Genomic DNA, 19,929 nt, shown 5'->3' on the forward strand with positions numbered 1-19,929 from the left:
ACAAGACCTGGCGCGTTCAGGTCTTGTCCGTCACCCGGGCCACTGTCAGGCCCGAGGTGACGCGCTCGGCCGCGAACACGCAGTTCTTGCCCGATGCCTTGGCCAGATAGAGCGAGGCATCGGCATCGGGGATCAGTTCCTCGCCCCTGACGGACGTTTCCGGCATGGCCGCCACGCCCAGCGACGCGCTGACCGGGCAGCCCTGGATATCGGTCACGCCCAGCACGCGCAGGCGGATCTGCTCGGCCTTGGCCACGGCATCGGCCAGCGCGCAATCGGGCAGGATGGCGATGATCTCTTCCCCGCCATAGCGGCAGACCACGTCGGTGGGGCGCAGTGCGCCAACGATCTGCGCCGCCACATCGCGCAGCACCGCATCGCCCTTGGCATGGCCATAGCTGTCGTTGAGTTCCTTGAAGTTATCCAGATCGATCATGATCACTGCGGTGGGATTGCCCGATCGCTGCGACAGCGCAATCAGGCGCTCCAGCGTGTCTTCCATATAGCGCCGGTTATAGAGGCCAGTCAGCGAATCGCGCAGCGACTGGGTGCGCAGCCGATCGCGCAGCGCGATGTTGGACAAAGCCAGCGACATCGAATCCGCCAGCGCCGTGCCCAGGTGGCGCAAGTTGGCCAGTTCCTCGCCCCCCGCCAGCGCCACTGGCGCATCGCTGCGCGCCAGCACCAGAAGACCCTGCACCTGGCCACCGGCCATCATCGGGATTTCCAGCACGGCATTGTCGCCGCCATGGTGCGAGCAGCACAGCCCGCCTTCGACCGGCGCATTCACGTGCGCCTTGCCGCGCTTCAACGCCCAGCAGTGGCTCGGCGCCAACGAATCGGGTGCGACATAGCCATCCGGCAAGTCCCACTGGCGCGCCAGGTCCAACCGATCGCGTGAATTGTTGAGCACATAGAGCGCCGCGCCGTGCCCACCCAGCAGGCGCCGCGCGGTGACCATCAGGACGGCGCCGGCTTCCTCGTTGGTTTCGGCGGCCTGCAACATGTCGGTCATGGCAAAGAGTTCGGCGGTGCGCCGCCGCGCTGCCTCTGAATCCGCGCGCATGTGCTGTTCGTGGTTGTGATGGGTGATCAGGATCGTGCGAAAGCCCAGCAGCGATGTGGCCACGGCCACCTGCAAGCCCAGCGCCAGCACCAGCAGCATGTCGTTGCCGCCAGGCTGCCAGCGGTCGAGCATTTCGTGCACCGCCACCAGGGCGATCGACAGCAGCTGCAGCGCGATCGCGCCATTATACATCAGGCCCAGGCGCTGCCGCGTGGTGCCGCGCCATTCCGGCAGGCGCAGCCGACGCAGGAATGGCGCTTGCTCGTCCACCACGCTCAGAAAGCTCCCGTTCCGAAACCTGCACCGTCCCGGGGGATGCCGGGCACGGCCATTCTTACGGACAGGGCAGGTGGAGCAGGCTGAACGCGCGCCTGCGCATGAATGCCTATGATGGGCGGCGCAGGACGCTAACGATGATCAGCCGCGCGCGCCAAACAGGGCAGAGCCGACGCGCACATGCGTGGCGCCCAGCTGGATCGCGGTTTCAAAGTCGTCGCTCATGCCCATCGATCGGCCGGCCAGGCCATGGTCTGCGGCGAGCTTGTCGAGCAGGGCAAAGAACGGCGCGGCCTCGATCCCCGCCGGGGGTACGCACATCAGCCCGATCACCGGCAGCTCGGCCGCGCGCGCCTCGGTCAGCAAGGCAGGCAGATCGGCGATGGCGCAGCCACCCTTCTGCTCTTCGGCGCCGATGTTGACCTGCACGAACAGCGGCACGCGGCGGCCGGTCTTGTCCATCGCGCGGGCCAGCGCGGTCAGCAGTGAGGGGCGATCGAGCGAATGGATGCAATCGAACAGCGCCACGGCCTCATCGGCCTTGTTCGATTGCAGCTGGCCCACCAGGTGCAATTCCAGCCCGGCATGCTCCTCGCGCAGCGGCGCCCACTTGGCCTGGGCTTCCTGCACGCGGTTTTCGCCGAACACGGTCTGGCCGGCGGCGATCAGCGGGCGGATCGCCTCGGCCGGGTGGGTTTTCGATACGGCCACCAGCGTCACGTCGGCAGGGGCGCGGCGGGCAATGCGCGCGGCCTGGGCGATGCGGGCGCGAATGTCTTCAAGCGGGGTATGCTCTGGTCCGGTCATGGCGCGGTGCTATAGCGTCGTCATGGCAAAGCGCTACCCCGTGCCGCGATTGGTCCTGCTCAGCGATGCGCGCAACGATGCCGTGCTGGCCCGCGCCCTGGCGCGCCTGCCGCGCGGTAGTGCACTGGTGTTCCGCCATTATCACCTGGCGTCCGAGGCGCGCCGACGGCGCTGGGCCGCGCTGCGCCGCCTGGCGGCACCGCGCGGCGTGGCGCTGATCGCGGCGGGCGCGCGCTGCGGCCGGGGCGGGCAGGGGCGCTATGGCGCGCCAGATGGCTTGGGGCGCGAATCCGGGTTGCGCCTGGCCACGGCCCATTCCCTGCGCGAAATCGCGGCGGCGGCGCGTGCGCGTGCCGATGCCGTGCTGCTGTCTCCGGTACTGCCCACGCGCAGCCATCCCGGCGCGCCGGTGCTGGGCATGGTGCGCTTCCTGCTGCTGGCGCGCCATAGCCCGGTGCCGGTCCTGGCGCTGGGCGGGATGAACCGCGCCGCCGCGCGCCGCCTGCCGTCAAGGGGCGCCGTGCAGGGCTGGGCCGCGATCGACGGACTGTCGTGAAAATCCGCGCAATTCCGTGGGTTTTCGCGGGCGATTCTTGACCCCGGCAGCGCTTGGGGCGATGATGGCGCCAGAAGGGAATATTCAGCATCATGGCTTCGCGGGCACTCACCCCCAACCGTTCGACCGCGCCTGGCGGCGGGAAACTCGGCCCTGGCCGGGGCAACCCCAACTGGCGCGCCGTGTTGCGGCGCAGCTTCCGCCGCAGTTTCGAACTGATCGGCGGCGCCACGCTGTTCGGCGCCATGGTGTTCCTCGCGCTGGCGCTGGTCAGCTATACCCAGACCGATCCTTCCGGCAGCACCGCCTCGGGCAGCCCGGTGGACAACTGGATGGGCCTGCCCGGCGCCTGGGCGGCGGAACGCGTGCTGGTGCTGTTCGGCCTGCCCGGCGGCCTGCTGGTGCCGCTGCTGTTCGTGTTTGCCCGCCGCCTGTGGGACGCCGCCGGTGACCTGATCGACGTGGACGAGGATGAAGAAGCGCCAGCGCCCGAACCGGCCTGGTGGCGCCTGTCGCTCGGCCTGTCGGTGGCGATGATGCTGTCGGGCACGGCGCTGGCGCTGGCGTTCACCGGCCCGGGTGGCAGCCTGCCGGCCGGGTTTGGCGGCGCCACCGGCCTGCTCGGCGCGGCCGGGGTGCGCGCGCTGGCTGGCCTGGTGCCGGTGGCGCAGGGCTGGATCATCCTGGCCATCGCGCTGCTCGCCTTTGGCGGCGGCCTGTTCCTCACCGGGCGCGTCTTTGCGCTCGATTGGGCGCGGTTGCTGTCGATTCCGGCGTTCCTGCGCCGCACTCCGCGTGAGGCGGCGGCCGATGGCGCCCCGGCCCGCCAGCGCCGCGCGCCCAAGGCCAAGGCCGCAGCCGCCGGTGATGCCCTGCTCGCCGATGATGACGATGGTGCCGATGATGACGCGCCGCCGTTCGACACCCGCGCCCCGGTGATCCCGGCCGATGCTGCCGCACCGCGCCGCCCGACCGAGATCAGCGATCCGCAGCGCACCCCTGCGCCTGCGGCCAAGGCGCAGGCGCGGCAAAGCGACCTGTTCGACAAGTTCGCGCTACCCGCGATCGACATTCTCGAGGAAATTCCCGCCTCGGCCCAGCCCAAGATCGACAAGCTCGCGCTGGAACGCAACGCGCGCCTGCTCGAAAACGTGCTCGACGATTTCAACGTCAAGGGCGAGATCACCGCCGTGCGCACCGGCCCGGTGGTGACGATGTACGAACTCGAACCCGCGCCCGGCATCAAGGCCAGCCGCGTGATCGGCCTGGCCGACGATATCGCCCGCAACATGAGCGCGGTGTCGGCACGCGTCTCGGCCATTCCCGGCCGCACCGTGATGGGCATCGAATTGCCCAACCAGATCCGCGACATGGTTTCGTTCCGCGAGCTGGTGGCGTGCGACAAGTTCGTCAATGCCAAGGGCCTCTTGCCGATCATCCTGGGCAAGGACATTGCCGGCGAACCGATCGTGGCCGATCTGGCCACCATGCCCCACCTGCTGGTGGCCGGCACCACCGGCTCGGGCAAGTCGGTGGGCCTGAACTGCATCCTGCTGTCGCTGCTCTATCGGCTTACCCCGGCGCAGTGCCGCATGATCCTGGTCGATCCCAAGGTGCTCGAACTCAAGTCCTACGACGATATCCCGCACCTCCTCTCGCCCGTGGTGACCGAGCCGGCCAAGGCCGTGCGCGCGCTCAAATGGGCGGTCGAGGAAATGGAGCGGCGCTATCGCCAGATGTCGTCGATCGGCGTGCGCAACCTGTCGGGCTTCAACGAAAAGGTCCGCGCCGCGCAGGCCAAGGGCAAGCCGCTCGGCCGCCGCATCCAGGTCGGCTTCGATCCCGAGACCGGCGAGGAACTGTTCGAGGAACAGCAGCTCGAATACCAGGTGCTGCCGCAGATCGTGGTGATCGTCGACGAACTGGCCGACCTCATGGTCAGCGTCGGCAAGGAAATCGAAGTCCTGATCCAGCGCCTCTCGCAAAAGAGCCGCGCGGCCGGCATCCACCTGATCATGGCCACGCAGCGCCCCTCGGTCGACGTCATCACCGGCGTGATCAAGGCCAACCTGCCCACGCGCATTTCCTTTGCCGTGACCAGCCGCATCGACAGCCGCACGATCCTGGGCGAACAGGGCGCCGAACAGCTGCTTGGCAAGGGCGACATGCTCTACAAGCCCAGCACCGACCCGATCAAACGCGTCCACGGCCCCTTTGTCAGCGACGAGGAAGTGGAGCGCGTGGCCGATCACTGGCGTGGCCAGGGCAAGCCGGAATACGTCGATTCGGTCACCGAGGAACCCGAGGAAGGCTCGTACGGCTTCGACGAACTCGACACCTCCGACAATCCCGAAGACCGCAAGTATCGCCAGGTCTGCCAGCTCGTGTTCGAAAGCCAGAAGGCCTCGGCCAGTTGGATTCAGCGCCAGATGGGCGTGGGCTACAACACCGCGTCCAAGTGGGTCGAACGCATGGAGCAGGATGGCCTGGTCGGCCCGGCCAACCACGTCGGCCGCCGCGAGATCTATCGCGACAAGGACGGCAACCCGCTGTAACCCCGGATGGCTTGCAATGCCCGGTCACCGGGCAATGGCCCTTCGACAAGCTCAGGGCGAACGGCCTGGGAAAAGGCTTGTTACCCGTTGGGGATGCTGTCGGGCCATAGATCCTCCCCGTCACCGACGGGGAGGGGGACCGCCCGCACAGCGGGTGGTGGAGGGGCTCTCAGGCCGCCCGCAGCGCCACGGTCGCCTCGCCGACCAGCGCGGTCACCTCTGCCTCGGTCAACACCCGGCGCGGGTCATAGCCCAGGCCGAGGCGGGCAGTGCGGCGCCAGGCATCGCAGAACAGGCCCTTGTTGGGGCCAAACGCCCGCAGCACATGGGCAGCCAGGCGCGGCGGCGCGTCGGGCGCATAGGCGCGTGAGAACAGCGCCATGTCGGCCACCCACGGCCCGATCATTACCCAGCCATGGTCATCGGCCACCACTTCGCCCGCCACGCTCAGCGTGCCTTCGACCACCATGATCGGCGCATCGAGGGCACGGGCCAGGTGCACGGCATAGGCGGCACCCAGCATCGGCGCGGTCACGTCCTTGCCCGCCATGACCTTGAGCACGTCCTGCGCGCGGGTGGCCATCAGCGCCTTGTCGTCCTCGCTCGGGCTCCACGCCTTGAACGTGCGCGCGGTTTCCCACGAATGGCTGGCGGCGATCAGGCGCGAGAGGCGGGTCAGGGCAAGCGATGCGGTCATGACCGCGGCCCTTAGGCGCAAAGCGGTCCTAGGCAAAGGGGGACTGGATCACTTGCCCTGCTTGCCCACGATCACACCGCCCACGGGAATATTGCTGCCACCCTTGGGATCGCGCATCCCAATGAGCCAGGTCGCATAGAATTCTTCAGCATGCGGACCGGTGAACTGCCCCTTGATCGAACCGCGGGTGTCGCCGCTGAATGGCAGGTTGATGATTTTGTCAAAGGTGCCCGCAAACGTTGCCTTGCCTGCGTCGCCCGTGCCGGAAAAAGCATAGGCGCCAAGCGCGTAGGACGTTCCGGTATCGCGGTCTGTCGCCACGGGGTTGAGCGTGCCGGTCAAGGTTGCCGCGCCGAAGTTGTAGGCCATGCGCGCGTCTCCGCTGATCGCATATGGCCGGGTGTTGCCATCAGACGGGACCCCGGAATAGCCCAGGATCACGCCATTGTATGTAGCGCTGCCGCTGCTCGGCACCGCCGAAGCCGGCGTCGCCTCGCCAAAGCCATAGGCGAAATCGGTGTAGGGGAATGTGGAGGATTGCGACGGTGCCAATACCGTTTCAGACGTGCCAAAGCCGGTATAGGTCAACGCAATCAGCGGATTGCTGGGGCCGGGGCGCGAAACGCGCAGCGTGCCCGCGCTCAACGAACTCGCTTGCGCCGTAACGGAATAGGCATCGTACGTGGCGTCGCTGTGCGCCGCGTCGCGGATCGCGGGCGTGAGCGCACGTGGATTTCCTGAATATCCGTCGATCCCGGCACGTATCGTCAGCGCCTTCTGCGTTTCGGAATAGGTAATGTACAACGAGCGCGTTGTCAGGTTTTGCTGGTCCCACCGTGTCGAGCGGCCATAGCTGACGGCCACGGCTGCCCCGCCCAGGTCTTCGTTGATTACCAGGTTCGCCAGGCCATTGTTGGATGGCATCGTCGCGGTGTCGCGGCCCAGGATCGTGCCGCTCGCCACCACGTTGTCGTAAAGGTTGGTGTTCCAGACCGCGCCGAACTCTTCATGATGGGGGCCATAGAAACGGCCGTCGATCGCCCCCGGCCGCGCGCCGAAGTTGAAGCTGCCGGAAAACGTCGTGCTACCTGCTTTCAGCTTTGCCTGTGACGTCCAGTTTAAAGTGCCTTCATACAGGCTATTCCTGTAACGATCGATCGTGCCACTGCCAACCAGGCCGCCGGTGGCGAAATCCACCTGGAAGCGACCGCCGCCTGTCAGCACATAGTTCTGCTGAGGATAGCCGGCCTGCCCATCAAGGCGCACGCCGAATGTGGCCGTCCCGGTGGTCGGCATGGCCGATGCGGGCGTGGGGACGCCATAGGTGAAATAGTCCATGGTCGTTGTGGCGTTCGGCCCATCGGTCTGCGTCCGTTGCCAAAGGCCGGCACCGACATAGCGGAAAAGGGGTGCGTCGGGCGTGCCGGGATCGGTCGTATTCGTGCTGAGCGACAGTGTCTCCGTCAGCGCGCCTTCGCTGCGCTTGTAAACCGTGGCTGCGGCATTGCTGAGCGTGGCATCCTTTTGCGCCGGTCCGAAATCCTGTGTCCGCCCTTGCGTGGCAATCGTGTAGGTCTGCGTGGATGCCTTGTATTCGATCGTCAAAGGCTTGCTTGTAACCGTGTTCGGCTGGGCGGACGTGATCGGTTGATAGGCCGTCTGCGTTTTTGCATCGTTGACGAAGGCCTCGCTGACCAGGCTGCCCACCAGATCGTCGTTGGTCGGCTTGGGCGGGGGAGAAGGCGGCGGGTTGGGAGAGTTCGTGCTGGCAACGCCACCGCCATCGCCACACGCGGCGAGCAGAACCGCCAACGCAAGTGCCGAATACCGTGTCGCTCTGCAACACCGTTGGAGACCAGCGCGCACCATGATTTGATCCTTGTCAAAAACAGGATAGATCCAACTTGGCGCTATAATACGCTATTTTACATATTGTTCCAGCAATGCTTTACGCCTGAGAGTAAAAGGGCGCTGCCACTTCTGCAGGAACGCGAACCAGGCGTCCGCTGCTTTTATCGATCAGGGCCCACGTCGTGCGCGCGCTGACGATCACTTTGCCGGCCGCGTTGGCGAAATCGACGCAGCGGTCGAACCGCGCGCCGTGGGGCGGATCGGGAATGAAGGTGGTGGCCACCACGCTCTCGCCTTGGCCAACATTGCCGCGATAGTCGATCTCGTGCCGGGTCACCACCCAGACATAGGCCGCCACGTGTTCCGGTGGCGCCACCGTTTCCCAATGCCGCGTGGCGATCTGTTCCATCCAGCGCACCCACACCGCGTTGTTCACATGGCCCAGCTCGTCGATATGCTCGGGCAGGGCGGTGAACGTGCAAGAAAACCGAGCCGTCATGATCAGGCACCCACCAGGTGCAGCACGATCTGGCGGCGATGCGCCATGCGGCGGTGCTCGCACAGGTAGATGCCTTGCCAGGTACCAAGCGCGAGCTGCCCGCCGACCAGCGGGATCGACAGGCTCACCCCGGTCAGAATGCTTTTCAAATGGGCCGGCATGTCGTCCGAACCTTCGTCGTCGTGGGCATAGGCCGCGCTTTCCGGTGCCAGGCGATCGAGCCAGCGCACGATATCGCCACGCACCTCGCGCGCGGCATTTTCCTGGATGCACAGCGAGGCCGAGGTGTGGCGGCAGAACAGCGTGAGCAGCCCGCTATTCATGCCCTGGGCCGCCACCCACTGCGCGGTTTCGCGGGTGAATTCGTGCAGGCCGGGGCCGGGCGTATGCAGGGTCAGCGTGGTGCTGGCCTGGCGCAGCGGCGCGGCGTGCACCGCGTCTGCGGGGTGAAGGGCTTGGCTCATGACCGCATCAGCCTGGCATGGGGCGCCGACCATGTCACCCCGGTTTTGCGCGGCACGATAAAAAATGAGAATCATTATCAACATGGTTGATTATGAAAATCACTCGCAATAAAGCGCTACCCATCCGGACCGGGCGCCGCTGCCCGATCCGAGCAAAGGGGAAAAATTCCATCATGATCAATGCATCCCGGTCTCGTCGCGCGTCACCCATGCCAAGCGGGCACGTGCCTGCCACCTCGCCCTTGCGTCCCGCATTTCTCGCCGCCGGCTGTATCGGCGTGATCGCCGCCATGCCGGCCCAGGCCCAGGATGCCGCGCAAACCGTGCTGGGCGGGGTGACCGTGACCGATACCGCGATCGCGCAAGCCCCGGTCAAGGTAGAGCGGGCGGAATCGCCCAAGTACGTGCGCCCTCTGCTCGATACGCCGCAGACCGTCACCGTGGTGGGCCGCGCGGTGATCGAGGCGCAGAACCTGCTGTCATTGAAAGATGCGCTGTCGATCCTGCCCGGCATTACCCTGGGCGCGGGCGAAGGCGGCGGCGGCTATGGCGACAGCATCAATCTGCGTGGGCAGAGCGCCAATACCGATATCCAGATCGATGGCGTGCGCGACAGCGCGCAGTATTCCCGCAGCGACCTGTTCAACATCGAGCAGGTGGAAGTGACCAATGGCGCCAATTCGGTGTTCAGCGGCTCGGGCTCGATCGGCGGAACGGTCAACCTGGTCAGCAAGCGGCCCAAGGACGAAACCAGCACTACCGTGCAGGGCGGGGTGGGCACGGCCAATTACTGGCGCGGCACGGTGGACAGCAACTGGCAGTTGGGCAGCGAGGTCGCCGTGCGCCTCAACGCCATGGGCCACAGCGCCGATGTGCCCGGCCGCGATTTCGAATACAACCGCCGCTGGGGCGTGGCGCCGTCGATCAAGTTCGGGCTGACCGGCGATACCAGTCTGACGCTGCTGTACCTGCACCAGCGTGACAAGAATATCCCGCAATATGGCGTGCCCTATTACGCAGTTTATGGCGGCTTGCTGCCCGGCGCCAGCTATGCCGGCTATTACGGATACAAGAACTACGATCGCCAGGAACAGACGGTGGACCAGGCCACTGCCATCCTCGACCACCGCTTTTCCGATGCGGTCTCGATCCGCAATCTGGCACGCTACCAAAAGGTCAAGCAGGATACCTTCGTTGATCCGCCGCAGGGTGCCTGGTGCCTGGCCAACGGCACGCTGGCCAATTCGACCGGCGCGGCCACGGCCTGCTCGTCAACCCAGGCGGCGGGCACCTATTACCCCAGCGGTCCGCGTGGGCTGTTCCGCCTGACCGACACCTCGATCTGGTATGACCAGGTTGATCTTTCCGCCAAGGTCTCCACCTTCGGCCTTGAACACACTTTGGCACTGGGCGCGGCATACTCGCAGGAAGATTATGACATCGATTCCGGCAACGGGTTGCGCAATGCCAATGGCACCACGCCCACACTCGATGCGATCAACATCGCCAATCCCAATGCCATCTATACCGGGCCGGTAAACTACATCACCACCGCCATTGCCCATGGCTCCACCCGCAACATCGCGCTCTATGCGTTTGATGCGGTCAAGCTGGGCGGCGGGTTCGAAGTGAATGGCGGCATTCGCTGGGAAAACAACCGCGCCCGCTATCGCAGCGACACCGTGGCGGTCAGCGGCGCGGTGACCACCGGTGCGCCGCAGAACAACACCGACGACTTGTTCAGCTATCGCCTGGGCCTGGTCTACAAGCCGGTGGCCAACGCCAGCCTCTATGTCGCTTACGGCAACAGCAAGACACCGGCCTCGTCCACCGTGCGCAGCGGTTGCGGGGTGACCAGCACGACTCTGCTGGGTGACCCCTGCAACGTCGCCCCGCAAACCGCCGTCAATTTCGAACTGGGCGGCAAGGTCGATCTGGCGCAGGGCAAGCTGCAATTGACTGCCTCGGTGTTCCGCAACGAGCGCACCAACTATCCCGTCGCCGCCAACGATCCGCTGGTTGGCACCACCAACGTGCTCGACGGGCGCAGCCAGGTCGATGGCGTGTCGCTCGGCCTGTCGGGCAAGATCACGCCCGCCTGGACGATCTTTGCCAACGCCATGTACCTCGATGGCGTGATCAAGCAGTCGATTTCGAATTACTGCAAGAACCACCTGGGCGCCACGCAGACGCTGCCCACGGGCGGTAGCGTGACCTGCCCCGCCAGCGACGTGCAGGCCGGCAACCCGGTCACCAACACGCCACGCTGGTCGGGCAGCCTCTACACCAGCTATCACCTGCCGTTCGGGCTGGAGGTGGGCTATGGCCTCACCTACCAGGGCAGCTGGTATCTCACCAATTCCACCGGCGCGCCGATGTACAAGGCGCCGTCCTATCTCACCCACCGCATTTCGCTGGGCTACAAGCTGGACAACGGCCTTTCGGCGCAGATCAACGTGCAGAACCTGACCGACGAGAAGTACTACACGTCGATCCGCAACAATGGCTGGGCCGTGCCGGGTGAGGGGCGCTCGGCCGTGCTCACCCTGGGCTATGCGTTCTGACCCACAAGAAAGGGGGCGATCATCTCGCCCCCTTCGTTGCTCAGTCCGCCCAATAGAGCTTGGTCGGATTGTCGATGAGCAGCTTGCGCTGCAATTCTTCGGTCGGTGCGATGCGCGGGATCATGTCGACCAGGTGCCCGTCATCGGGAATGGCATCCTGCATGTTGGGATGCGGCCAGTCGGTGCCCCACAGCACGCGGTCCTGATAGTCCGCCACCAGCGGCGCCACCGCATCGGCAAAGGCATTCCACGGGTCCCCTGATGGGTCGAGCCGGTCCGGGCAGGTCGCTTTGAACCAGATATCGGGCCGCGAATCGAGGAACGCGCGGAACGCCTTCATGTCGGCCCCGTCCGGCCCTTGCGTCACATCGGGTCGGCCCATGTGGTCGATCACCAAGGGCACGGGAATGGCGTCCATGAACGGGCGCAGTTCCTCCAGGATATCGGCCTCGAAATAGATCACCACGTGCCAGCCAGCGGGCAGGCGCTTGGCCACGTCCAGGAACTTGTCCTTGGGCGCATCATCCACCAGCCGCTTCAGGAAATTGAAGCGGATGCCCCGGATGCCACCATCGTGCAGCGCGGCCAGCTCGTCCTCGGAAATCGCCGGATCGACCACGGCGACGCCGCGCGCTTTCCCGTTGCTCTTGGCAATGGCGTCGAGCGTCGCTGCATTGTCGGTGCCATGGCAGCTCGCCTGCACGATCACGTTCTTGGCAAAGCCCAGGTGATCGCGCAGCGCAAACAGCATGTCCTGCCCGGCGTCTTCGGGCAGGTACTTGGCCTTGGCGCTGAACGGAAACTGCGCCATCGGGCCAAACACATGGCAATGCGCATCGATCGCGCCAGCCGGCGGCGTATAGCGCGGCTTCGACGGGTTGCCGTGCCAGGAAATGATACGGTCGGTCATGGTCTTGTCCTTGAAAACCGGGCTTCGACACGCTCAGCCCGAACGGCAACCTATTTGAAATCTCGCACGCCCTTCGCCCTGAGCCTGTCGCAGGGCGAGAAGCACACGTTTACCCGAACACCACCCCATCCATCAGCTTGCGCGCGGTGCGCAGCAGGGCGGCGGTCTTGACCGCGCCACTCTCGTCCACTTCCAGCACGCAGCTCATTTCGCCGGTGGGATGCTCCACCGACAGGGTCTTGCGGCTGCCTTCGCCCACCTGCGCCACCTCAGCCGCCGGAGAGCCTTCGAGCAGGCAGGCCGTCGCCACAGACACTGCGCCCAGCACCCCGATCGTGGCGTGGGCGCGATGCGGGATGAAGCTGCGCACCGTGACCGCGCCACCGTGCTTGGGCGGGGCCACCAGCATCATCTTGGGCACCGACTTTTCCTTCACGTCGCCCAGGTTCATCAGCGGGCCCACTTCCAGCCGGATCGCCTCGATCCGCGCCTTGAGGTCGGTCGCATTGTCCAGCCATTCGCGGTCTTCATAGCCGGTGATGCCCACGTCTTGCGCCTTCATCACCACGCAGGGCATGCCATTGTCGATCAGCGTCACGGCCACGCCTTGGATCATGTCGGCCACGTTGCCGGTGGGCAGCAGCGCCCCGCACGAGGAACCGGCCGTATCGCGAAATTCCAGCGGCACCGGGGCATGGGTGCCCGGCACGCCATCGATCGCGGCCTGGCCGGCATAGCTGACCGTGCCGCCCGGCGTCTGCACCGTCGCCACGGCCACTTGCCCGGTGTTTTCCATGAAGATCGCCACGCGGGTTTCATCGCCCGTCGCCGCCACCAGCCCGCGCTCGATCGCAAACGGGCCAACGCCCGCCAGGATATTGCCGCAGTTCTGCGCGTCGGTCACGATCGCCTGGTCGACGAAGACCTGCAGGAACAGGTAATCGATATCGATCCCCTCGCGCGTGGACTTGCTCACCACGGCCACCTTGCTGGTCAGCGGATCGGCGCCGCCCATCCCGTCGATCTGGCGCGGATCGGGCGAGCCCATCACCGCCAGCAGAAAGGCATCGCGCGCCGCCACGTCGGTGGGCAGATCGCTCTTGAGGAAATAGCCGCCCTTCGACGTGCCGCCGCGCATCCACATGCAGGGGGCGGAAAAACCGGTGGTCATGAACAACACTCCTGCCGTCAATGCTCCCCCTCCTCTTCAGAGGAGGGGGTCGGGGGGTGGTGGAAATCTGGCGTCAGGCCCCGCACCACCCCCAACCCCCTCCTCTGAAGAGGAGGGGGCTAGTTGCGTTAAAGCCTCAAACGTACTTCAAGCCTTCCTTCTCCAGCCGCTCGCGCATCTTGTACATGTCGAGGCCGAGCACGCCGTTGGCCAGCTTCTCGCGCTTTTCGCCTTCGTTGGCTTCGCGCGCCTGTGCGGCTTTGAGTACCTCTGCGGCCTTGGCGCGCGGCACCACCACCACGCCATCGTCGTCGGCCACGATCACGTCGCCGGGGTTCACCGCGCAATTGGCGCAGACCACCGGCACGTTGACGCTGCCCAGCGTGTTCTTGACCGTCCCTTGCGCATAGATCGCCTTGGACCACACCGGGAACTGCATCTCGGTCAGGTCGCGCACATCGCGCACGCCGGCATCGATCACCAGGCCGCGGCAGCCGCGCGCCTGGGCGGAAGTGGCGAGCAGGTCACCGAAATAGCCGTCTTCGCAGGGTGAAGTCGGGGCCAGCAGCAGGATATCGCCGGCCTGCAGCTGTTCGATCGCGACATGGACCATCCAGTTGTCGCCCGGAGGGGCGCTGATCGTCACGGCCGATCCGGCGATGCGCGCGCCGCGATAGATCGGGCGCATGTAGCTGGCGAGCAGGCCGGTGCGACCCTGCGCTTCGTGCACGGTGGCCACGCCGCAGGCGGCCAGGCCGTCGATCACGGCGGGATCGGCCCGTTCGATATTCTGCACGACGATACCCGACATGGCGCTTGTCTCCCTATGATGGCTGGCCGGTTCGGCACGGATGGCCTGCATTTGGAACCGGGGGCGGGCAGCGCCAAATGCAATGTTTGGCATGTGCCATAAGGAAATGCTAAGTCTGGATGGATGGCCCGTCCCGACCCCGCGCTCAACATTCGCCACTTCGCTGCCTTTGCCGCCACCGTGCGCCATGGCAGCGTGACCCGCGCCGCGCGTGCGGTAAACCTGACGCAGCCCGCGCTGACCCAGGCCATCGCCCGGCTCGAGGCAGACCTCGGTTGCCTGCTGTTTGAGCGCGGGGCGGGGGGCATGACCGCGACCGAGCCGGCGCTGCTGCTGGCGCCGCGGGCCGAGGCGGCGATCGAGCAGATCGGCTCCCCCCGCGTCACCGGCACGCAGGTGCGCGCTTTCCTGGCCCTGGCGCGCGCCGGGTCCTATGCCGGGGCGGCGCAGGATACTGGGCTTTCCGCCGCGTCGCTGCACCGCGCCGTGGCGGATCTGGGCGTGGCGCTGGGGCAGCGGCTGATCGATCGGCGTGGCCGCACCGTGCTGCTCACCCCGGCCGGCGCCCGCCGCGCGCGCGGCTTTGGCCTGGCCATGGCCGAATTGCGCAGCGGCCTGGCCGAAGTGGCGGCGTGGCAGGGTAAGGCGGCCGGCCGCGTGGTGATCGGCGCCATGCCGCTGTCTCGCGCGCGCTGGCTGCCCGAAACGCTGCTGCGCTTTGCCGCCGCCTATCCCGGTGTCGATGTGGCCGTGGTCGAAGGCAGCCATGCCGAACTGGTCGGGCCGCTGCGCGATGGCGAAATCGACTTCATGTTGGGCGCCCTGCGCGAAACCACCGCGCTCGATGATCTGGAGCAGGAGGCCGTGTTCGAGGATCGCCCCGCGCTGGTCATGCGCGCCGGCCATCCGCTCGCCGATCCGGTCCACCCGCTCGATCCGGCCGCCCTGCAGCACTATCCGTGGATATTGCCTGGCGGCGATACCCCGCTGCGCCATTATTGGGAGGCGATGATGCAGGCCGCCACCGGCGCGCCGCCGCCCCATGTCGGCATCGAATGCGGCTCGGTGCTCACCGTGCGGCAATTGCTGGTGGGGTCCGATGCGCTCACCCTGCTCAGCCCGGCGCAATTGGCGGTAGAGCTTGACGTGGGCCTGCTGGCGGCGCGGCCCACCCCGGTGCCGGTGCGCCGCACGATCGGGATGACGCACCGCGCGCTGTGGCGGCCCACCGCGCCACAGGCCGCGTTCGTCGCCCTGCTGCGCGAAGTGGCGCAGAAAGGTTTCGCATAAATTTATGGCCACCGCGCTCTTTGCATTTGTATGCGTTGCATAAGGGCCGCAACAGGTGCGCCATGGAGAGAACACTTGCCCTGATCGGGTTCGGCGAAGCCGGATCGACCTTTGCCAAGGCCGCTGGCTGGGAATCCCAGGCCAGCGCGTTTGACATCGATCCCGCCCGCCACGCCGCCATGGAAGAAGCCGGGGTGATGGCCGCCGCCACCGCCGACAGCGCCCTGGGCGGCGCCGGCCTGGTGCTCAGCCTGGTGACGGCCGATAGCGCGCTGCCCGTCGCGCAGGAACATGCCGCCATGCTCGCCCCCGGCGCGCTGTTTTGCGACATGAACTCGGTCGCTCCCGATACCAAGCGCGCTGCCGCCCGGGCGGTGGAAGCGGCCGGGGCGCGCTATGTCGATGTGGCGGTGTTGGCCCCGGTCAATCCCGCGCGGCTCAAGGTGCCGCTGCTGGTCTCCGGCCCGGCTGCGCACGATGCTGCCGTCGCGCTGCAAGAGGCTGGCTTTACCAATGTGCGCGTGGTGGGCGATGACGTGGGCCGCGCCAGCGCGATCAAGATGATCCGCTCGATCATGGTCAAGGGCGTGGAAGCCTTGACCGCCGAGATGATGCTGGCCGCCACCCGCGCCGGCGTGGTCGAAGAGGTGCTGTCCTCGCTCGACGCCAGCGAGAAGGGTGACAGCTGGTTCACCCGCGCCGCCTACAACATCGAGCGGATGACCACCCACGGCCTGCGTCGCGCGGCCGAGATGGAGGAATCCGCCAAGACCCTGATCGGCCTTGGCGTCGAGCCGCTGATGACCACCGGCACCGTCGCGCGCCAGCGCAGCCAGGCCGGCCACACCATCCCGTTTGAAAGCACAACGCCTATGGCAGCCAACACCAAGGAACCGGCGGAATGACCATGATCATCGATTGCCACGGCCACTATACCGTGCTGCCCAAGGCGCACGACGCCTGGCGCGAGGCGCAGAAGGCCGCGTTCAAGGCGGGCGAGCCCGCGCCGCCCTATCCCGACATTTCCGATGACGACATCCGCGAGACGATCGAGGCCAACCAGCTGCGCCTGATCAAGGAACGCGGTGCGGACATGACGATCTTCTCGCCCCGCGCCAGCGCCATGGCCCCGCACGTGGGCGATCAGAGCGTGGCCGTGCCCTGGGCCCAGGCCTGCAACAACCTGATCGCGCGGGTCGTGGCGCTCTATCCGGAAACCTTTGCCGGCGTGTGCATGCTGCCCCAGTCGCCCGAGGCAGACATGACCAGCTCGATCGCCGAGCTGGAACGCTGCGTGACGCAGCTGGGCTTCATCGGCTGCAATCTCAATCCCGATCCGGGCGGCGGCCACTTCAAGCATCCGCCGCTGACGGATGAATTTTGGTTCCCCTTCTATGAAAAGATGGTGGAACTCGATGTGCCGGCGATGATCCACGTCTCGGGCAGCTGCAACCCGGCGATGCACGCCACTGGCGCCTATTATATCGCCGCCGATACCATCGCGTTCATGCAGCTGCTGGAAGGCGATCTGTTCAGCCGTTTCCCCACGCTGCGCTTCATCATTCCGCATGGCGGCGGCGCGGTGCCCTATCACTGGGGGCGCTATCGCGGCCTGGCCGACATGCTGAAAAAGCCGGCGCTCGACGGGCACCTGATGAACAACGTGTTCTTCGACACCTGCGTCTATCACCAGCCCGGCGTGAACCTGCTGGCCGAGGTGATCGAGACCAAGAACATCCTGTTCGGTTCGGAAATGGTCGGCGCGGTGCGTGGCATCGATCCCCAGACCGGCCACTATTTCGATGACACCAAGCGCTATGTCGATGCGCTGAACATTTCCGACGCGCAGCGCCACGCGATCTTCGAAGGCAATGCCCGCCGCGTGTTCCCGCGCCTTGACGAGAAGCTGAAGGAGAGAGGCCTGTGACGATCACCAAGGGCGCGCCAGACGCCAAGCCGCGCGACATTCATGCCTATCTGGCCGAATTTGACGATATCCCCGGCACCCGCGTCTATACCGCCGCGCGGGCGCGCAAGGGCTATCATATCAACCAGTTCGCGATGAGCCTGATGAAGGCCGAAAACCGCGCGCGGTTCAAGGCTGATGAGCGCGCCTATCTCGATGAATGGCAGATCAGCGAGGAAGGCAAGCAGGCGCTTTTGGCGCGTGATTATAACACGCTGCTCGACATGGGCGGCAACGTCTATTTCCTCTCCAAGCTGTTCTCGTCCGATGGCCTGCCCTTTGCCGAGGCGGTGTCGACGATGACCGACATGACCTGGCCGGAATACCGCCAGATGATGCTGGAAGGCGGCCGCTCGCCCGAAGGCAATCGCTCGATCAAGGAAAACCTGGCCGCCGCCGCGCGCGCCCAGGAAACCGGGAAGGACAACTGACCATGGCGCGGATTACCGCAGGCGTCGGTTCCAGCCACGTGCCCCTGCTGGGCGTGGCGGTGGACCAGGGCAAGACGGGTGACGATTACTTCGGCCCGATCTTTGCCGGCTATGAATGGACCCGGCAGTGGGAAAAGGAACAGAAGCCGGATGTGATCATCCTGGTCTACAACGACCATGCTTCGGCCTTTGACATGAAGATCGTGCCCACGTTCGCGATCGGCTGTGGCGAGCGCTACAAGCCGGCCGACGAGGGCTGGGGCCCGCGCCAGGTGCCCGAGGTCGAAGGGCATCCCGATCTGGCCTGGCACATCGCGCAGAGCCTGATCCTCGATGAATTCGACATGACGATCATCAACGAGATGGACGTGGACCACGGCCTGACCGTGCCGCTGTCGATGATGTTCGGCCAGCCCCAGGCCTGGCCGGCCAAGGTCATCCCGCTCGCCGTCAACGTCGTGACCTATCCGGTGCCATCGGGCAACCGCTGCTGGGCGCTGGGCGAGGCGATCAAGCGCGCGGTGGAAAGCTTCCCCGAAGACCTCAACGTGCAGATCTGGGGCACCGGCGGCATGAGCCACCAGCTCCAGGGCAAGCGCGCCGGCCTGCTCAACCGCGAGTGGGACAACAGGTTCATGGACCTGCTGGTGGGCGATACCGACGCCGCGCGCTGGATTCCGCACATCGAATACCTGCGCGAAACCGGCTCGGAAGGGATCGAGATGGTCATGTGGCTGATCATGCGCGGCGCGCTGGGTGACAAGACCCGCCTGCTGCACAAGCATTACCACATTCCCTGCTCCAACACCGCGATCGGGCACCTCGTGCTCGAACCGGTCGAAGAAGAAACCGTGCCGGCCTAAGCCAGGCTCGCCATAATCCCCCCTCCCGCGCGCGGGAGGGGCCGGGGGAGGGCATGTTCCCGTGCGCTCCCCCAAGCCACGTTTCCAGGAGGGATGAGCAATTCCTCCCCCAAACCTCTCCCGCCAGCGGGAGGGGAGATTGCAGAGCCCCTGCCCACGCGGGGCGCTTAACAGGAGTTACCCCCATGCGTATTGCCCTGGTCGGTGCCGGCGCCTTCGGCGAAAAGCACCTCGACGGCCTCAAGAATATCGATGGCGTCGAAATCGTTTCGGTGATCAGCCGCCGCGCTGATCAGGCTGCGGCCGTGGCGGCCAAGTATGGCGCGCGCCATTCCGGCACCGAACTGGAAGAAGCGCTGGCACTGCCTGACGTGGATGCGGTGATCCTGTGCACCCCCACGCAGATGCATGCCGAGCAGGCGATCGCCTGCATGAACGCGGGCAAGCACGTCCAGGTGGAAATCCCCCTCGCCGATAGCTGGGCCGATGCCGAAGCCGTGGTGGCCAAGCAGAAGGAAACCGGGCTGGTCTGCATGGTTGGCCACACGCGCCGTTTCAACCCTTCCCACCAGTACGTGCACAACAAGATCAAGGCCGGCGAATTCAACGTCCAGCAGATGGACGTGCAGACCTATTTCTTCCGCCGCAAAAACATCAACGCCAAGGGCGAAGCGCGCTCGTGGACCGATCACCTGCTGTGGCACCACGCCGCCCACACGGTGGACCTGTTCGCCTATCAGGCCGGCAAGATCGTCAAGGCCAATGCCGTCGAAGGGCCGATCCACCCGGAACTGGGCATCGCCATGGATATGTCGATCCAGCTCAAGAGCGAAAGCGGCGCGATCTGCACGCTCTCGCTCTCGTTCAACAACGACGGCCCGCTCGGCACGTTCTTCCGCTATATCGGTGACACCGCCACCTATATCGCGCGCTACGATGATCTGGTGAACGGCAAGGAAGAGCCGATCGATGTCAGCCATGTCGATGTGTCGATGAACGGCATCGAGTTGCAGGACCGCGAATTCGTCGCCGCGATCCGCGAAGGGCGCGAACCCAACAGCTCGGTGGGCAAGGTGCTCGATTGCTATCGGGTGTTGGGCGAACTGGAAAAGCAGCTCGCTGCCGGTTAAGCCACAGGATCAGGCCCGCCCA

General features: G+C 65.9%; 18 protein-coding genes. 9 read left to right on the forward strand and 9 right to left on the reverse strand.

Translation table 11 applies throughout. From position 1 onward, the window contains the following. Positions 1-16: 16 nt before the first annotated feature. On the reverse strand, positions 17-1,339 hold the full coding sequence (locus tag FHW97_RS22380) for a diguanylate cyclase (protein ID WP_108338589.1): 1,323 nt from the start codon (positions 1,337-1,339) through the stop codon (positions 17-19). Between the two features lie 144 nt (positions 1,340-1,483). Further along, positions 1,484-2,149: a YggS family pyridoxal phosphate-dependent enzyme gene (locus FHW97_RS16490; protein ID WP_107716995.1), complete on the reverse strand. Its 666-nt coding sequence runs from the start codon at positions 2,147-2,149 to the stop codon at positions 1,484-1,486. A 22-nt stretch (positions 2,150-2,171) separates the two neighbouring features. Between FHW97_RS16490 and FHW97_RS16495 the strand changes: the two genes are divergently transcribed. Together FHW97_RS16495 and FHW97_RS16500 are read left to right on the forward strand one after the other, a co-directional pair. Next, positions 2,172-2,705, forward strand: coding sequence for a thiamine phosphate synthase (locus FHW97_RS16495; RefSeq protein WP_253941838.1), 534 nt, complete (start codon positions 2,172-2,174; stop codon positions 2,703-2,705). 92 nt (positions 2,706-2,797) lie between these two features. After that, positions 2,798-5,260: a DNA translocase FtsK 4TM domain-containing protein gene (locus FHW97_RS16500; protein ID WP_107716994.1), complete on the forward strand. Its 2,463-nt coding sequence runs from the start codon at positions 2,798-2,800 to the stop codon at positions 5,258-5,260. Positions 5,261-5,429: 169 nt separating this feature from the next. Here the strand turns inward: FHW97_RS16500 and FHW97_RS16505 are convergent, their stop codons facing one another. The 4 genes from FHW97_RS16505 to FHW97_RS16520 all read right to left on the reverse strand — a co-directional run bounded on the left by FHW97_RS16505 (position 5,430) and on the right by FHW97_RS16520 (position 8,726). Further along, a complete protein-coding gene (locus FHW97_RS16505; RefSeq protein ID WP_022675093.1) occupies positions 5,430-5,957 on the reverse strand; it encodes a hypothetical protein in 528 nt (175 codons plus the stop codon). Positions 5,958-6,005: 48 nt separating this feature from the next. Next, complete coding sequence (locus FHW97_RS16510; protein WP_168352502.1) at positions 6,006-7,769, reverse strand: transferrin-binding protein-like solute binding protein; 1,764 nt, start codon at positions 7,767-7,769, stop codon at positions 6,006-6,008. A gap of 136 nt (positions 7,770-7,905) precedes the next feature. Beyond that, positions 7,906-8,307 carry a thioesterase family protein gene (locus FHW97_RS16515; protein WP_022675095.1) on the reverse strand — a complete coding sequence of 134 codons (402 nt, stop codon included), beginning with the start codon at positions 8,305-8,307 and terminating at the stop codon, positions 7,906-7,908. A gap of 2 nt (positions 8,308-8,309) precedes the next feature. Next, the gene (locus FHW97_RS16520; protein WP_168352586.1) at positions 8,310-8,726 is read right to left on the reverse strand and encodes a secondary thiamine-phosphate synthase enzyme YjbQ; all 417 of its coding nucleotides are present in this window, start codon (positions 8,724-8,726) and stop codon (positions 8,310-8,312) included. A gap of 335 nt (positions 8,727-9,061) precedes the next feature. On the opposite strand from FHW97_RS16520, the gene FHW97_RS16525 reads away from it, so the two are divergent. Beyond that, entirely contained in the window at positions 9,062-11,335 is a 2,274-nt protein-coding gene (locus FHW97_RS16525; RefSeq protein WP_253941846.1) for a TonB-dependent siderophore receptor, read from the forward strand. A gap of 40 nt (positions 11,336-11,375) precedes the next feature. Here the strand turns inward: FHW97_RS16525 and FHW97_RS16530 are convergent, their stop codons facing one another. The 3 genes from FHW97_RS16530 to ligK all read right to left on the reverse strand — a co-directional run bounded on the left by FHW97_RS16530 (position 11,376) and on the right by ligK (position 14,227). Continuing rightward, positions 11,376-12,245: an amidohydrolase family protein gene (locus tag FHW97_RS16530; protein WP_168352504.1), complete on the reverse strand. Its 870-nt coding sequence runs from the start codon at positions 12,243-12,245 to the stop codon at positions 11,376-11,378. Between the two features lie 109 nt (positions 12,246-12,354). Then, positions 12,355-13,416: a 4-oxalomesaconate tautomerase gene (locus FHW97_RS16535; RefSeq protein ID WP_168352505.1), complete on the reverse strand. Its 1,062-nt coding sequence runs from the start codon at positions 13,414-13,416 to the stop codon at positions 12,355-12,357. A gap of 136 nt (positions 13,417-13,552) precedes the next feature. After that, positions 13,553-14,227, reverse strand: coding sequence for a 4-carboxy-4-hydroxy-2-oxoadipate aldolase/oxaloacetate decarboxylase (ligK, locus tag FHW97_RS16540; protein ID WP_028657528.1), 675 nt, complete (start codon positions 14,225-14,227; stop codon positions 13,553-13,555). A 123-nt stretch (positions 14,228-14,350) separates the two neighbouring features. Between ligK and FHW97_RS16545 the strand changes: the two genes are divergently transcribed. From FHW97_RS16545 to FHW97_RS16570, 6 genes are all read left to right on the forward strand, one after another. Continuing rightward, positions 14,351-15,517 carry a LysR family transcriptional regulator gene (locus tag FHW97_RS16545; protein WP_168352506.1) on the forward strand — a complete coding sequence of 389 codons (1,167 nt, stop codon included), beginning with the start codon at positions 14,351-14,353 and terminating at the stop codon, positions 15,515-15,517. A 62-nt stretch (positions 15,518-15,579) separates the two neighbouring features. Beyond that, on the forward strand, positions 15,580-16,422 hold the full coding sequence (locus tag FHW97_RS16550; RefSeq protein ID WP_054132630.1) for an NAD(P)-dependent oxidoreductase: 843 nt from the start codon (positions 15,580-15,582) through the stop codon (positions 16,420-16,422). Next, positions 16,419-17,444: an amidohydrolase family protein gene (locus tag FHW97_RS16555; protein WP_022677415.1), complete on the forward strand. Its 1,026-nt coding sequence runs from the start codon at positions 16,419-16,421 to the stop codon at positions 17,442-17,444. Before FHW97_RS16550 ends, FHW97_RS16555 begins: the two co-directional genes overlap by 4 nt. After that, complete coding sequence (ligA, locus tag FHW97_RS16560; protein ID WP_370525448.1) at positions 17,441-17,914, forward strand: protocatechuate 4,5-dioxygenase subunit alpha; 474 nt, start codon at positions 17,441-17,443, stop codon at positions 17,912-17,914. Before FHW97_RS16555 ends, ligA begins: the two co-directional genes overlap by 4 nt. A gap of 2 nt (positions 17,915-17,916) precedes the next feature. Beyond that, positions 17,917-18,777, forward strand: coding sequence for a class III extradiol dioxygenase subunit beta (locus FHW97_RS16565; protein ID WP_022677413.1), 861 nt, complete (start codon positions 17,917-17,919; stop codon positions 18,775-18,777). A 185-nt stretch (positions 18,778-18,962) separates the two neighbouring features. Continuing rightward, complete coding sequence (locus tag FHW97_RS16570) at positions 18,963-19,907, forward strand: Gfo/Idh/MocA family oxidoreductase (protein ID WP_022677412.1); 945 nt, start codon at positions 18,963-18,965, stop codon at positions 19,905-19,907. Positions 19,908-19,929 lie beyond the last annotated feature (22 nt).

Origin of the sequence: Novosphingobium sp. SG754, from assembly GCF_013149315.1 — a bacterium.
In the GTDB taxonomy this organism is placed as follows: domain Bacteria; phylum Pseudomonadota; class Alphaproteobacteria; order Sphingomonadales; family Sphingomonadaceae; genus Novosphingobium; species Novosphingobium capsulatum.